A 13,752-nucleotide genomic window follows, 5' to 3' on the forward strand; every position below is an offset into this window, starting at 1 on the left:
GACAGGCTCTACGCTTGTGGGTGGCCGGAGCCAGCTGCAATGGCTCCGGCCACCCGCTTCCCCCGCGGAGGAGTCAGCTGCTGCCACCTCCGCTGCCGGAGCCGCCCAGGTCGGTGTCGGTGGGGTCCTTCCGCGGCTTGTCGGGCGGCAGGACGAATTCGTGCGAGCAGTTGATGTTGGAGTCGTCCCCGAAGTGCGGCGCGGGGCGGTCGCAGCCGGGGCCCGGACGGTTGTCCATCGGCTGGATGCAGTGGTCGGGGTACTTGACCGGCACCAGGGAGTACCCGCCGCAGCACATGGGGAGCACGAAGAAGCGCTGCCGGTCGGCGATCGGGTTGTTCTTCGCGCCCGCCGGCTGCTGATCGGTGTACGACATCTCGCCGCGCGGGTTGTCGGGGTGGACCGAGAGCATCTTGCCGCTGCTCTTGTTCTGGATGGTGAAGACCGTGTTGTTCTTCACGTAGCCGTCCAGGCGGATGACCCACAGGTGCTTGTTGTCCTTGATGTTCTGCAACGGCTCGGTGGCGATCTGCAAATCACCGCTCTGGGCCAGATATCCACCGGAGACCCGGTGGATGATCATGATCTCCTTCTCGTGGACCACGGACCTCACGAACGTGTCCAGGGTGTTCGAGTACATGCTGTTCTCCGTTCCTTGCGGACAACACCCGGCGCAGCACGGCGCGTTCAGGCGTACTGGCGCCCGGCTGGAACCCTTACCGTCCAGCGAACGGTCACTGCCGTTTCAGCAGCTCGGCTCTTGATGTGGACATTCCCGACCGCTATCGGTGCGAACCGGGCCTATGCCGCCCGGAGGGTGCATCTGGCACACGCCAAGGTGCCAAAGCCTTCCATCCTATTTACGCCTCCACGGGACGGCGTCCGCCCCCCGGCGCCCTCAGACCGGACGAGGGTCCGTCAACTGCCGCTCTGGCCCGATGAGTTCGTGCCCCGGCGCCGGGAACGCGGCGCGGAGCAGGAAGGTGCCGTCCGGCGTCGGGCCCGCGGTGAGGGCGCCGCCCAGCAGGCGGGCGCGTTCACGCAGGCCGGCCAGGCCGTGACCGCCGCTCTCCCGCGGGCCGGCTCCCCGCACGGGTTCCCGGGCCGGCGCGCTGCCGACCTCGACGACCAGGCAGGTGTCGCCGTCCACGGACTCCACGCGCAGAGCGACCGGGGCGCCGATGTCGCCGTGCTTCAGTACGTTGGTCAGCGCCTCCTGCACCGTGCGGTAGGCGGCGAGCTCCACGGTGGCGGGCCAGTGCGCCCCCTCACCGGGGGCGATGATCAGGGGCCGCACCGTGAGTCCGCTGCGCTCGACGAGGACGGGGATGTCGGCGAGACGGGAGCCGAGCGGCACGCTCGACTCCTCGGGGTGCTGTCCGCGCAACGCCCTGACCAGGTGCCGTACTTCGGCCAGGGCGCGCAGGCTCACCTCGCGGATCACTTCGGCCTCCCGGCGGGTGTCCGCGTCCGGGGCCCGCCGGGCCAGCGCCGCCGCTCTGACCGAGATCAGACTCATCTCGTGGCCCACCACGTCGTGCATCTCGCGGGCGAGCCCGGCCCGCGCGGCCTCCTCGGCGGCGGCGCGCTCACCGCGGAGGGCACGCTCCTGGCTCCGGCGCAGGGCCAGCACCTGTTCGGCGACGCGGGCCCGGGAGCGGAGCAACTGCCCGAGCGCCGCCGGTGCCGCCCCGAACACCGCGCAGGACACGAGCGCCTGGAGCACGTCACCGGGCGCGTGCGGCGAACCGCCCCGCCACAGCGCATGGTCGAGGAGTTCGACGCCGGACACCACGACCGCGCACAGCGAGGCCGTCGCGAGCGGGAGCACGCGCGCCGCCGCCACCAGGGCCACCAAGGCGGCCAGTTGCATGCCCGCCGGAAGCGCGGGCAGCGTCAGGGCGAGCACGAGCACCGGCCGGCGCCGCCGCCACGGCAGCACGGCCAGCGCGAGCACCGTCAGCACGAGACCGTACGGGCCCGGCCGCTCCTTCTCGCCTTCGAGGAGTTCCACCAGCAGGTCGGTGCCCGCGAAGAGCAGTACGGCGGCCTCTGTCGCGCAGCGGCGCGCGAGGGGCGGCAGCCGCGGGATGGACGGAAAGCGGCGCGTGGCGAGCCTCATCGGGCCTGTTCCGGGGGCGTTCCGCCGTCCCGTCCCCGAGCGGGCCGGTCCCCGCCGACGAGACCGGCCTGGTGGGCGATGACCGCGGCGCGTACGCGATTGTCGGTGCCCAGCTTGGCGAGCGCGGCACTGACGTGCTCCTTGGCCGTGCCGGGAGTGATGGCGAGCCGTTCGGCGATCTCCGGGTTGGACAGGCCGGTGCCGAGCAGCACGAGCACCTCGTGCTCCCGTGCGGTGAGCCGGGCCAGCCGCTCCCGCAGTTCGCGCGGTGCGGCCCGGCGCGCGGCTCCCGCCGTCGGCGGGCCCGGGACTTCCCTGTCCGGTACGTCCGGTCCCGGAGGTGTCCGGGGGCCGAGCGAGGCGGCGTACCCCTCCACGACCGCCGTGGCGACGGAGGGGGAGAGCAGCCCGCCGCCCACCGCCGCCGCGCGCACGGCGCGGATCAGGTCGTCCGGGTCGCTGTCCTTGAGCAGGAAGCCGTCCGCCCCGGCGCGCAGCGCGCGCACCACGTACGCGTCGGCGCTGAAGGAGGTGAGCATGACCACGGCCGGTGTCGGGATGCGTCCCTTGAGGTCCTCCAGGACCGCGAGGCCGTCGCGCCGAGGCATCCGGATGTCGAGGAGCACCACGTCGGGAGAGTGCGCGGCCACGGCCTTGAGCACGCCATCGGCGTCGCACGCCTCGACCACGCGAATGTCGCCGGCCGTCTCCAGGACCATCCGCAATCCCGTACGGAACAGCTCCTCGTCATCGACGATCACGACATCGACGACGCCGCCGCCGTCGCCAGGCCGGCCCACCCGTCTGTCCGCCACTGTCCCCCCGCAGCCCCCGTTGTCGCTCATGCTGTCCCGGTGGTCCCCCGGTGCTCCCCGGTTGATCAAGTACCCATCATGGGATTCCGGTCCGGACTTGCGCAAACCGGGCACGGGCGAGCCGGGTCCGGGCGCGTCGGCGGCCAAGGACCCCGCCCCTGTGCCAGGACCTACTCCAGGATGCGCTCCGCCCGGAACACCAGCGGCATCAGCACGAGCAGCACCGCCGTCAGCACCAGCGTGCCGCTCACGTACCAGCCGGTCACCGTCGTGTACGCGTCGGGCGCCAGGCTGCCTGCCGTCGTCGCTCCCAGGGCCGGGAGCAGGGCGACCGCCCGCGCGAGGCCGCCGCCGAGCCCCGCGGTCGGCCGCAGCCCGGCAGGCCAGCGAAAGCCGACGAACACGGTCGCGGAGGCGGCCCACAGCACGGAGGCGGCCGGGACCAGCAGCCCCAGGAGCAGGTATCCGGTGCTGAGGCGGACACTGCTGCCACCCACCGCCAGCGCCGCCCAGGCGAGTCCGGTGAAACCGAGGACGAGCACGAGCCAGGACAGCGCCCCGGTGATCAGCGCGCACGCCGTGTAGGCCAGGTACACCGAGCGCAGGCGGACCGGCGCGGCGAGCAGCGCCTCCATGGAGCCGCCCGTCAGATCCCCGGAGACGACGGCACGGCTCACCGCCCCCGTGATGAGAGCGGCGGCCACCCCGAGCAGCGTGGGCGCGGCGAGCAGCGCGGTGCTCAGCGCACGGGCGGTGGCGGAGTGCAGACCGGCCACGGCGACCAGGCCGTTGTCTGCGGCGGCGAGCTCTCCGTGGACCGCGTCGGGGAAGACGTGCGGCAGCACGAGCAGCAGGGCGACGAGGCCCGTCCCGGCGGCCGCGGGGACGAGCAGGGCCTGGCGGCCCTGGTGGCGCCAGGTGCGGACGAGCAGGGCGCCGAGGAGTCCGCCGGTGGTCATGAGGGTTCGTCCAGGAGTCGGTGGATGGTGGTTTCCATGGCGGCGGGGCGCGTTTCGGAGCCGGTCGTGGTGACGGCGGCGGGGCGTACATCGGTGACCTGGACGCCTTCGGCGACGAGCCCGGCGATGTGTTCACCGATCGTCATGTCCGGCCCGAGCACGACCCGTTCCCGGCGACCGTCACCGCCGCGCGAAGTGCGCAGGTCATACGCGGACGGCGACACGGTCCGCTCCGGGGCTCCGGTCACCGGCAGCGCGGTGAGCGTCCCGCCCTTGAGGACCAGCAGTTGTGAGGCGAGCGTCATCGCCTCGGGCACGCTGTGCGTGGAGTAGAGGACGGTCTTGTCGGCGCCCCAGGCACGTACCAACGCGCGCGTGTGCTCGGCACTGACCGGATCGAGCCCCGTCATCGGCTCGTCGAGCAGGAGGACGTGCGGGTCGGTCAGGGTGAGCCTGGCCAGGTCGGCCCGCTGGAGCTGGCCCCTGCTGAGCCGGGCGGTACGCCGGTCGAGCAGCCGCTCGATGTCGAACCGCCCGGCCGCCTCCCGTATCCGCGCGGCGCGCCCCGCCTTGCCGAGCCCTTGTACCCGGGCCCAGAACTCCAGGTTGTCCCGCACGCTCAACTGCGGGCTGAGTGCCGCACGGTGGGTCAGCACGCCGATCGCGCGCTTCGCCTGGCGGTGGGTGGCGAGGTCGGCGCCGCCGAGGAGGACCCGTCCGGCGAGCGGCGGCAGAATACCGGCCAGGACCCGCATGAGGGTGGTCTTCCCCGCGCCGTTGCGCCCGAGCAGGACATGCACCCCGGGGGTGAGTTCCGTGTCGATCGGGCCGAGGACCGGGCGTTCACGGTATCCGGCGACGACCCCGTCCAGCCGTACTCCCGTCACGGCGCGGCCCGTCACGGTGCGTCGAAGAGCGTGGCGCGCTGCTCGGCCGTCAGCTCGCTCTCGTCGACGCGACGCAGCAGTGACAGGTGCCGGCCCGCCTTGCACATGCCCAGCCGGCGCGGACCGAGCCGGATGGTGGTCACGGAGGCGCCGGGCACCCACGTCCCCCAGAAGACGTGGCCCTTGCCGCACGCGATGATGGTGTCCGCGGTCATGTGTTTCTCCTTCAGCCGAGGTGGGGGGTGGGGGTCGGTTCGCTGTCCGTGGGCTTCACGGGCTCCGCGGTGTCCATGGGCTCGACGGGGTCCATGAGCTCCACGCGGTCCGGTGTCGCGGCGACCGCGGCGGAACCGATCATGATCAGGGAGAAGCTCCACAGGCCGATGGTCGCGATGATGGCGCCGTGCAGCAGCACATCGAGACGGAAGGCCAGCTTCCGCCAGCGCTCCGGGCCGATCAGCAACGCGGCGATCACCAGCTCGACGATGATCGCACCCCAGGTCATCGCGCTGACCAGCAGCCCGTTTCCGGACATTTTCAGCAGCGGTGCCGCGAAGGGCTCGGCGACCCCGAAGACCGGGTCGCGCAGCACGTAGTACTCGGCCGAACCGTTCAGCCAGTCCGGGACGCCGAACTTGCTAATGCCGGATTGCAAGTAGAGGATCACCAGCTGCACGCGCAGGGCCCAGAAGGCGGCGAACGCCACTCCGCGGCGCCGCGGGCCGAGCGCGGTGGTCGGCCGTTGCCAGTGCCAACGCCGATCGTCGGCCAGGCCCATGAGGACCAGCAGCAGACAGACGATCCGCGCGATGGCCTCGCCGCCGTCGGGCAGCGCCGTACTGACGCCGATCGAGTACGCGATCCAGGCGTGTATCCACACCGTCCAGCGGGGCCGGTATCCGCTGGCGACCAGGGCGAGCAGCGCGACCATGAGCCAGCGGCGCCACTCCTGGGAGACGGCGTCGCCGCCCACGCAGTACGTGGAGATGGCCTGCACGCCCGCGCAGTGCGGGTAGGGCCGCTCGCCGAGGAGGGGGTGGAGCAGCGCGGCGGACGGGGTGAGCGCCAGCGTGATCAGATGCGCCAGGGCGAGGACCGTACGGCCGCAGCCGAACCACACCGACCGTGGGTCGAAGCGCCGCAATGCACGGTCCACGGCGTCGGGGAGGCCCCTGGGCGGGGGTGCCGTCGCTCGCGTGGCTGTCTTCCGGCTCCTGTCGGCCACCGGCCCGCCGGTCGCCTCCTGCCGGGTCTTCGCCGCCTCAGCCATCACACCGGATCCGCAGGTGCGCCGCGCGGGTCACGCGCGAGGACTCGGACAGCAGCTCGCGGTAGGCCCAGGGCACGGGCCGCTGACTGGTCACGACGACGTCTCCGCAGAGCGAGGGAAGGGGTGAGGGGTTGGCCACCGCGGCGGCGGGCCGGGCGGCGGCCGCGCGCAGGCAGGCGTCGTTGGAGCCCTGGCAGGTCTCCCAGTGGCGCACCTTGGAGGCGAGCAGCGCCTCCTCGGGGCCTTGGGCGCGCTGGCGCCGCGAGAGGCCGAAGAGGTTGTCCGCCCTGCCCTGCGGGGTCAGCGAAAGGTTTTCGGGCGGTGCTGCGCCGCGCGGCCGGTAGGCGCCGAACTGCTCGCTCTGCGGATCCTTGGTGAAGAAGGCCCAGCCCTGCGGTACGAACGCGGAGAAGGCGGTCTTCACCGGGGGCATCCATGCCTGCGTGGTCACGTTGCGCGGCATGGCGAAGTAGACGGAGGCGGCCAGGACGGCGAACAGCGCGGCGGCGGCCGTGACGAAGGCCCGGCGCTCTCGCCGTACGGCCTGGGACGTGTCGCTCATGTGTGTTTCCTCGGACGTGTGGGGTGCCGCCCACCGGGGGACGGCACGCCGCACACGGTGTGCACGGGGCCACGGCGCTCGGCGCGCCAGGGCCCCGCGACGTTTACAGAGCCTTGGCCACCGCGACGTTCAGCGCCTCGCGGGTGAACTGCGAAGTGTCGTCGGCGGGCCGGTAGGCGACCACCACGACCACGCCGACCTCGGCGACGGCCGCCACCGTGGTGGCGACGGTGCCGGTCTGGAGGACGACGTTGTTCGTCTTGACCCAGAAGGAGCCGCGCGCGACGCCGTCGGGCAGCGACTTCTTGTCGGTCACCTTGTCCACGTCGGCCGCGAGGCGGGAGAGCGCGGCGTCGACCTTGTACGGGTCGCCGCTCTGCACGTTCTCGGTGACGGCCTCGTGGAAGTGCGGGTCGGCCTTGCGCAGCGCTCCCGTGAAGGCGGCGGTCTTCGCCGCGTCCACCTTCTGGTGCGGGATGCCGAACTTGTCGAGCACGTCCGGGTGTTCCCGCGCGGCGCGGCCGCTGCCCAGCGCGAAGAGTCCGACGATCTCGTGGTCGTCGTACACGACACCGTCGCCGGCGCCGCTGTTGCCGCCGTCGCGGCCCACGGGCTGTGCCGCGAGCGCCGTGGGGGCGAGCGTGGTCAGCACAGTGGCCGCGGCGACCACGCCGACAGCGGCGGTCCGGGCGCGTCGGGACGCCTTCATCTGCACGTTGTCTCCTCGTCGAAGTTCCGGCCCCGGCGACTGCCCGGACCGGAACTTGATCTTGGTCGCGGCAGGACGGCGCCTCAAGAAAGAGACCGCAAAGAGGCGGCTACGAGACCGTGTCGGCCCGCCCGCCCTGCCCCGCGGATCGGGGGGGTTACCCCCCTCCTGGGGGGTGTGCTGGTCTGCCAGGACGAGCGGGCCGCGGGTGCGGGCGTCAGCGGGTGACCGGCCAGCCCGTGCTCCAGTCGAGGAGGTTGACCCCGAGCTTCGGGGTGCCGTTGTCCTGGCCGTCGTAGTAGTGGTAGACGAGCAGGTCGCCGTCGACGTCCTTCAGTACGGACTGGCCGCCCGGGCCGATGTAGCGGCCGTGGGACTCCAGGACGGTGGTCCCTCCGTTCTGCGTCAGCGCGACGCCGTTCCTGTCGCGGTACGGGCCGGTCGGCGAGGTCGCGCGCCCGACCTTGATCTTGTACGTCGAGGCGGTGCCCGCACAGCAGGTGTCGTACGACGCGAAGAGGTAGTAGTAGCCGTTCCTCTTGACGACGTACGGCGCCTCGACCGCCTTCGTCCCGGTCGGCCGGGAGGCGAGCGAGTGGCGGGTCGTGTCGCCCGCGTACGGTTTGCCCGTCGCGGGGTCGACGCGGATCATCTTGATCCCCGTCCACCAACTGCCGTACGAAAGCCACCACTTGCCGTCGTCGTCGACGAAGAGGTTCGGGTCGATGGCGTTGTGGTCGCTGTCCGGGCCGGAGGTGACGACCGTTCCGTAGTCGGTCCAGGTGCCCGGCTCGCCCGTGGTGGAGCCCGCGAGCCCGATCGCGGACGTGTTCGAGCCGAAGCTGGAGACGGAGTAGTACATCAGGTACTTACCGCCGTGGTACGAGATGTCCGGGGCCCAGGCCTCCGGCACGGTGGAGTACCGCGACCACCAGGCCGGCCGGCTGCCGAAGGCGTCCGCGCCGGCGCGGAAGGCTATCCGGTCGGTGGAGGAGCGGTGGCCGATGCCGCCCCCGGTGGCGTACAGGAGGTACTTGCCGGCCTCGGTGCGGACCATCGTCGGATCGTGCACGACGGTGCTGCCGGTGACGGTTCCGGGGTGGGGATAGGCCGACGCGGTGCCCGGCACGAGGGCGAGCAGCACGGCGGCGGGCAGGACGAGGAGCGCTCTTCGGCTGCGGCTGCGGCTGCGGCTCATGCGGGTCTCCTTGCTGGCGTCAGAGTTTTCCGGCGCCCGCGCCCTGTGTGACAGACGTGACGACGGACGAGGCGGGCTCGGCGGTGTAGCCGTAGGGAGGCTTCGTGAAGGAGCCGACCTGGGAGATTTCCGTGGCGGCGCCCCCGAGGTCGTTGCCCCGCAGCACCGCGTAGCCGTCGATGTCGCTGCTGCGGCTGGTGGTCACGGCGATCTTGGTGGAGCGGAAGACGTTGTTCTCGACGAGCATCTGGGCGCCCATGCGGGAGTGCGCCGCCGTGTCGGCGCCCTGGACGTAGTTGTCGTAGAAGTGGCCGGTGCCGAAGCGGAGGCTCGGGATGCGCGAGTGGACGTTGCTGAAGTGGTTGTGGTGGTAGGTCACCTTCAAGTGGCCCTTGTCCTCGGCGCCGTTGCTGTCGCTGTGTCCGACGAGGGAACCCTTGAAGTGGTCCTTGAAGGTGTTCCACGACACGGTGACGTCGTCCGAGCCGTGGTTGATGTCGAGGAGACCGTCGTAGTAGTCCTTGTCGTGCTCGCGGTCCGCCGAGAAGGAGTTGTGGTCGATCCACACCTTCGTCGACTCCTGCACGGTGATGCCGTCGGCGGGCGCCACCGGCTTGCTGATGTTCAGATTGCGCACGACGACGTTGGTGGCCTCCTTCACGCGCAGGCCGCCACCGGTGAAGCCGGAGGCCGAACCGGTGCCGAGCACCGTGGTGTTGGAGCCGATGTCGACCTGGCCGGTGAGCGGGATCAGGCCGTTGACCCTGACGACCTTGGCGGTGTCGCCCGCGACGGCGGACTTGAAGGCGGCGAGCGTGGTGACGGTGACGGGAGCGGCGCTGCCGCCGCCGGTGGTCCCCGCGCCGAAGCCGACCGGGGCGTTCTCGGCCTGCGCGGACCGCGCCTCCGCCGCCCGCGCCGGTTCCGCGGCGGCGAGGTGCGGCAGCGCGGCGCCGAGCGCGAGTGCGGCGGCGCCTGCCCCGGCGAACAGGACCAGGTGACGGCGGCGGTCATGGCCCCTGCGGTGCGTGCTCATACGGATGTCCCTTCAGAGCGGCTCATGGGAGGGGTACGCCGTGTAGTCGCCGCCACCAGTCGGCAGGTTGCCGGTCACCCGAGCCGGATCACGTTCCAGGACAGCGGCTCCAGCGTGGCGGTGAGCGTGCCGTCCCGCAGCTCCGTGCCCGTGACGTCGTGCGGGGCGACCCGCTCCGGCTCGGCCAGGGTGTTGCGGGCCTCCGGATCGGCGTCCGCGAGGGCGCTGTGCTCGACGAGGGACGTCAAGTCGAGCTCGCTGAGCGTGACTTCGAGCGGCAGCGGTGCGGACTGGTGGCGGTTGACGGTGAAGACGGTGACGGTGCCGTCGTCGGCGCGCACCGCCGTCGCGTGCAGCAGCGGCACCTCGCCGAACTTCGCCGTCTCGTACGTCGGTGAGTCCACCCGCACGTCCAGGACCCGCCCGCGTCCGTACCGCGACGCCTGCGCGAAGGGGAAGAACGTGGTCTGCCGCCACGCGGGGCCGCCCGGCTCCGTCAGGATCGGCGCGATCACGTTCACCAGCTGGGCGAGGCAGGCGACGGCCACCCGGTCCGCGTGCCGGAGCAGCGCGATGAGCAGGGAGCCGAAGACGACGGCGTCCGTGACGGAGTAGTTGTCCTCCAGGAGGCGGGGGGCCTCGGGCCAGTCCGGCGTCCCGTCGCGGCGGGCGGCCGCCGCCTCCTCCTGGCTCCTGGTCAGGTACCAGACGTTCCATTCGTCGAAGGAGAGGCTGATCTTCTTCTTCGACTTGAGGCGCGCCCCCACGTGGTCGCAGGTGGCGACGACGTTCTCGATGAAGGACTCCATGTCGACGGCGGAGGCGAGGAACGAGTCGCGGTCGCCGTCGGTCTCCTCGTAGTAGGCGTGCAGGGATATGTGGTCGACGAGTTCGTACGTCTCGGCGAGGACGGTGGCCTCCCACGCGCCGAACGTGTCCATGGCCTGGCTCGACGAGCCGCAGGCGACGAGTTCCACGGCGGGGTCGAGCTGCCGCATCGCGCGGGCGGTCTCGGCGGCGAGCCGCCCGTATTCCTCGGCCGTCTTGTGGCCGGTCTGCCAGGGCCCGTCCATCTCGTTGCCGAGGCACCAGAGCCGGATGCCGAAGGGGTCCTTGTCGCCGTGTGCGGCACGCAGCTCCGAAAGGGCGGTCCCGGCGGGGTGGTTGGCGTACTCCTGGAGCTCCAGCGCTTCGGCGACTCCCCTGGTGCCGAGGTTGACCGCCATCATCGGCTCGGCCTGCGGGCCGATCCGCTTGAGGAAGGCGATGTACTCGGAGAGTCCGAAGCGGTTGGACTCCGTGGAGCGCCATGCCAGATCGAGGCGGCGGGGCCGCTCCTCGACCGGGCCGACGGAGTCCTCCCACTTGTAGCCGGAGACGAAGTTGCCGCCGGGGTAGCGGACGGTGGTCACACCGAGTTCGCGGATCAGGTCGAGGACGTCCCCGCGCAGGCCCGTCCCGTCCGCCGTGGGGTGGCCGGGCTCGTGGATGCCGGTGTAGACGCACCGGCCGAGGTGTTCGACGAAGGAGCCGAAGAGGCGGGGGTTGACGTCGCCGACGGCGAAGTCCGGGTGCAGCGTAAAGCGGGCGGAACGGTTCATGACTCCCTCGACCTGGTGCGTTGGGGCGGCTGTTGGGCGGCGGCCGTCCGAGGGGGACGGCGGCTCGGGTTACTCGGTCCTGATCCGCAGGAACGTCACCGAGTTCGCGGGGAACGTGTACGAGAACCGGTCGTCCACCCCGTCGAAGGTGGACGTCCTGGGCGCGACGGGCCTGGCGTCCTTGGTGTTCTCGGCGGCCGGGTCCGCGGTCAGTGTGGTCACCCGAGCCTTCGGGGCGGCCTTCGCGCCGTCGCCGAGGTCGACGCGGGTGCGGGCCGGTGCGCCCTGGGCGTTGACGACCTTGACGATGAGTTCGCCGGTGGCCTTGTCGCGGGTGACGACCTGGCGGAAGGGTTCGGCGGGCTTGTCGTCGGTGAAGGAGCCCCACTTCTCGCCGTCGAGGTAGAGCGTCACCTGGCGGCCGCGGACCTCGACGCGCAGGTCGTAGCTGCGGCCCGTCTCGACGGTGGTGCCGTCCTGCACCATCGTCTGCTTGGCGCCGTCGGTGGTCTTCTCCACGGCGGACTGGGTGTTGTTCCAGCCTCCGACGTTCCACCAGTAGTGGTTGCCGGTGTCCTTGACGCCGAAGGCGACCATGAAGCCTTCCTTGCCCGCCTTCTTGGTGGCCTTCACGTTCAGGTCGTAGTTCTGCCAGCCCTTGTCGCCGGCCGTGACCAGGGTGTTCTCGGCGGCCTCGTCGGACTGGACGTACGCGCCGTCGCGGACCGCCCAACTGCCCTTCTCCGTCGTCTGCTTCCACTGGTTGTCACCGGCCGAGAAGTCGTCGGTCAGCAGGGTCCTGCCGTCGGCGGCCGTGACCTTCACGTCGTCGTACGCGGCGCTGGTCGCCCAGGTGGAGAGGCCGACGGCGCCGGTGATCGGGCCCGATGCGGCCGGGGTGCCGGAGGCGGTGGAGGGCACGACCTCGTCGCCGACGTTGCGCATGAAGAGCTTCTGCGTCTCGTAGTTGGCCGAGCCCCACGACTGGTCGTTGTCGAACCAGATCATGTTCGGCTTCCACTGGACGTAGTCCTCGTTGGCGAGCAGCGGCGCGTACGAGGCGAGCTTCACGATGTCGGCGTTGCGCTCCAGGCCGGTCATGAACGCGGCCTCGGTGAGGGCGTTGGAGAACTTGTTGCCCTGGGAGGCGTACTCGCCGAGGAAGACCTCCGGGCCCTCGCGGTCGTAGGAGTCGTAGCGGTCGTTGTTCTCCAGGAACCACTGGGGGCTGTTGTAGTAGTGCTCGTCGACCATGTCGACGTCCGCTTCGCGGTTGAGCTTCCAGGCGGTGTCGAATATCGCGCCGCTGTCGTCGGGGCCGGAGTTGGAGACGACGCTGATGTCGGGGTACTCGGCCTCGATGGCCGCGCGGAACTGCTTGAAGCGGGCGAAGTATTCGTGGGGCAGGTTCTCCTCGTTGCCGACCGCCAGGTGGGTGAGGCGGAAGGGCTTCGGGTGGCCCAGCTGTGCGCGCTTCTTACCCCACTCGCTCGTCACGGGTCCGTTGGCGAACTCGACGAGGTCCAGGGTGTCCTGGATGTGCCGCTTCAGGAGCGCGTCGTCGTCGGTGGCCCTGTTCTGGCCGCAGCCGGTGACCAGGGCGGGCACGACGGGCAGTGGCATGGCGCCGATGTCCTCGGCGAACTGGAAGTACTCGTAGTAGCCGAGGCCGTAACTCTGGTTGTATCCCCAGAAGTTGCTGTTGGTGGCGCGCTGCTCGACCGGGCCGATGGTGTCTTTCCACTGGTAGGAGCGCTTGCGCTGCCACCCCGACTTCTCGTCGTACGCCTCGTGGCTCCCGGTGTTGACCAGGCAGCCGCCGGGGAAGCGCAGGAAGCCGGGGTGCAGGTCGGCGATCTTCTCGGCGAGGTCCTTGCGCAGACCGTTCTCGCGGCCCTTGTACGTGTCGCGCGGGAAGAGGGAGATCTCGTCGAGGGCGACGGGAGCGCCCGCGGTGACGGTGAGCCGGCCGGACACGGAGGTGCGGGCGGCGGTGAAGGACACCTCGTGCTTGGCCCAGCCGCCGCGTGCGGTGACGCGGCGGGCGGTGACCAGTTCACCGGCGGAGTCCCGGACGTCGATGGTCAGCGGGGCGCGCGCCGCCCCGTCGGTGCGGGCCCAGACCGAGAAGTCGTACCGCTTGCCCTTGGTGAGTGCGATGCCGGTGTTGTAGCCGGAGTTCGTCACGGCCGAACCGGCCTCCAGCGCCAGGTAGTTGCGGTTGCGGGCGTTGAGGCGGCCGTCGTCGTTGCGGACGCGGGCGGTGCCCGTGGTGTCCCACGAAGTGAGCGGCGTGTAGGCCTTGTTGTCGTCGGTGCTGTACTCGAAGGACCTGTTCTGCACGAGCTCCGCGTAGAGCCCGCCGTCGGCCGCCCGGTTGATGTCCTCGTAGAAGACGCCGTACATGGAGTCGTCGATCTTCGCTCCGGTGCGGGTCGTGTCGACGTCGAGGGTGTAGTCGGCCGGCTCGTCGGCCGCGGCGGGTCCGGCCGCCGCGCCAGGGCTCGCGGCGAGCATCCCCGTGAGCAGGGACCCCAACGCCCCCACGGTGAGCCCGAGTTTCCATCTCCTGCGCGCCATGTCCACCTCTGCC

13 protein-coding genes are annotated in these 13,752 nt (G+C 71.2%); all 13 read right to left on the minus strand.

The annotated features are described in order from the left end of the window. Positions 1-73: 73 nt before the first annotated feature. The 13 genes from ACZ4Z4_RS31410 to ACZ4Z4_RS31470 all read right to left on the minus strand — a co-directional run bounded on the left by ACZ4Z4_RS31410 (position 74) and on the right by ACZ4Z4_RS31470 (position 13,739). The gene (locus tag ACZ4Z4_RS31410) at positions 74-640 is read right to left on the minus strand and encodes a hypothetical protein (RefSeq protein ID WP_468334803.1); all 567 of its coding nucleotides are present in this window, start codon (positions 638-640) and stop codon (positions 74-76) included. Positions 641-898: 258 nt separating this feature from the next. Continuing rightward, complete coding sequence (locus ACZ4Z4_RS31415) at positions 899-2,122, minus strand: sensor histidine kinase (protein WP_468334806.1); 1,224 nt, start codon at positions 2,120-2,122, stop codon at positions 899-901. After that, entirely contained in the window at positions 2,119-2,967 is an 849-nt protein-coding gene (locus ACZ4Z4_RS31420; RefSeq protein ID WP_468334809.1) for a response regulator, read from the minus strand. Before ACZ4Z4_RS31420 ends, ACZ4Z4_RS31415 begins: the two co-directional genes overlap by 4 nt. Before the next feature lie 140 nt (positions 2,968-3,107). Then, positions 3,108-3,896, minus strand: coding sequence for a hypothetical protein (locus tag ACZ4Z4_RS31425; protein ID WP_468334812.1), 789 nt, complete (start codon positions 3,894-3,896; stop codon positions 3,108-3,110). Further along, the gene (locus ACZ4Z4_RS31430) at positions 3,893-4,783 is read right to left on the minus strand and encodes an ABC transporter ATP-binding protein (protein ID WP_468334815.1); all 891 of its coding nucleotides are present in this window, start codon (positions 4,781-4,783) and stop codon (positions 3,893-3,895) included. The genes ACZ4Z4_RS31425 and ACZ4Z4_RS31430 overlap by 4 nt, the downstream gene beginning before the upstream one ends. Before the next feature lie 11 nt (positions 4,784-4,794). Further along, complete coding sequence (locus tag ACZ4Z4_RS31435) at positions 4,795-4,998, minus strand: hypothetical protein (protein WP_404753743.1); 204 nt, start codon at positions 4,996-4,998, stop codon at positions 4,795-4,797. An 11-nt stretch (positions 4,999-5,009) separates the two neighbouring features. Then, positions 5,010-6,053, minus strand: coding sequence for a sporulation-delaying protein SdpB family protein (locus ACZ4Z4_RS31440; RefSeq protein WP_468334818.1), 1,044 nt, complete (start codon positions 6,051-6,053; stop codon positions 5,010-5,012). After that, positions 6,046-6,615 (minus strand): SdpA family antimicrobial peptide system protein, encoded by a 570-nt coding sequence (locus ACZ4Z4_RS31445; RefSeq protein WP_468334821.1) that lies wholly within the window; start codon positions 6,613-6,615, stop codon positions 6,046-6,048. The genes ACZ4Z4_RS31440 and ACZ4Z4_RS31445 overlap by 8 nt, the downstream gene beginning before the upstream one ends. A 103-nt stretch (positions 6,616-6,718) precedes the next feature. Beyond that, on the minus strand, positions 6,719-7,324 hold the full coding sequence (locus ACZ4Z4_RS31450; protein WP_468334824.1) for a hypothetical protein: 606 nt from the start codon (positions 7,322-7,324) through the stop codon (positions 6,719-6,721). 217 nt (positions 7,325-7,541) lie between these two features. Beyond that, the gene (locus tag ACZ4Z4_RS31455) at positions 7,542-8,522 is read right to left on the minus strand and encodes an arabinan endo-1,5-alpha-L-arabinosidase (protein ID WP_468334827.1); all 981 of its coding nucleotides are present in this window, start codon (positions 8,520-8,522) and stop codon (positions 7,542-7,544) included. Between the two features lie 19 nt (positions 8,523-8,541). After that, positions 8,542-9,558, minus strand: a complete 1,017-nt coding sequence (locus ACZ4Z4_RS31460; RefSeq protein ID WP_468334830.1) for a pectate lyase family protein — start codon at positions 9,556-9,558, stop codon at positions 8,542-8,544. Positions 9,559-9,632: 74 nt separating this feature from the next. Further along, positions 9,633-11,159 carry an arabinosylfuranosidase ArfA gene (gene arfA, locus ACZ4Z4_RS31465; RefSeq protein WP_468334833.1) on the minus strand — a complete coding sequence of 509 codons (1,527 nt, stop codon included), beginning with the start codon at positions 11,157-11,159 and terminating at the stop codon, positions 9,633-9,635. Between the two features lie 69 nt (positions 11,160-11,228). Next, positions 11,229-13,739: an alpha-L-arabinofuranosidase C-terminal domain-containing protein gene (locus tag ACZ4Z4_RS31470; protein WP_468334836.1), complete on the minus strand. Its 2,511-nt coding sequence runs from the start codon at positions 13,737-13,739 to the stop codon at positions 11,229-11,231. Positions 13,740-13,752: the final 13 nt, after the last annotated feature.

The organism is Streptomyces sp. NPDC030245, assembly GCF_055572995.1.

Excerpts from the sequence above, each read along its gene's own strand:
- ACZ4Z4_RS31410 (WP_468334803.1), bottom strand. The coding sequence starts at position 640 with ATGTACTCGAACACCCTGGACACGTTCGTGAGGTCCGTGGTCCACGAG.
- ACZ4Z4_RS31415 (WP_468334806.1), bottom strand. The coding sequence starts at position 2,122 with ATGAGGCTCGCCACGCGCCGCTTTCCGTCCATCCCGCGGCTGCCGCCC.
- ACZ4Z4_RS31420 (WP_468334809.1), bottom strand. The coding sequence starts at position 2,967 with ATGAGCGACAACGGGGGCTGCGGGGGGACAGTGGCGGACAGACGGGTG.
- ACZ4Z4_RS31425 (WP_468334812.1), bottom strand. The coding sequence starts at position 3,896 with ATGACCACCGGCGGACTCCTCGGCGCCCTGCTCGTCCGCACCTGGCGC.
- ACZ4Z4_RS31435 (WP_404753743.1), bottom strand. The coding sequence starts at position 4,998 with ATGACCGCGGACACCATCATCGCGTGCGGCAAGGGCCACGTCTTCTGG.
- ACZ4Z4_RS31440 (WP_468334818.1), bottom strand. The coding sequence starts at position 6,053 with ATGGCTGAGGCGGCGAAGACCCGGCAGGAGGCGACCGGCGGGCCGGTG.
- ACZ4Z4_RS31445 (WP_468334821.1), bottom strand. The coding sequence starts at position 6,615 with ATGAGCGACACGTCCCAGGCCGTACGGCGAGAGCGCCGGGCCTTCGTC.
- ACZ4Z4_RS31450 (WP_468334824.1), bottom strand. The coding sequence starts at position 7,324 with ATGAAGGCGTCCCGACGCGCCCGGACCGCCGCTGTCGGCGTGGTCGCC.
- ACZ4Z4_RS31455 (WP_468334827.1), bottom strand. The coding sequence starts at position 8,522 with ATGAGCCGCAGCCGCAGCCGCAGCCGAAGAGCGCTCCTCGTCCTGCCC.
- ACZ4Z4_RS31460 (WP_468334830.1), bottom strand. The coding sequence starts at position 9,558 with ATGAGCACGCACCGCAGGGGCCATGACCGCCGCCGTCACCTGGTCCTG.
- arfA (WP_468334833.1), bottom strand. The coding sequence starts at position 11,159 with ATGAACCGTTCCGCCCGCTTTACGCTGCACCCGGACTTCGCCGTCGGC.
- ACZ4Z4_RS31470 (WP_468334836.1), bottom strand. The coding sequence starts at position 13,739 with ATGGCGCGCAGGAGATGGAAACTCGGGCTCACCGTGGGGGCGTTGGGG.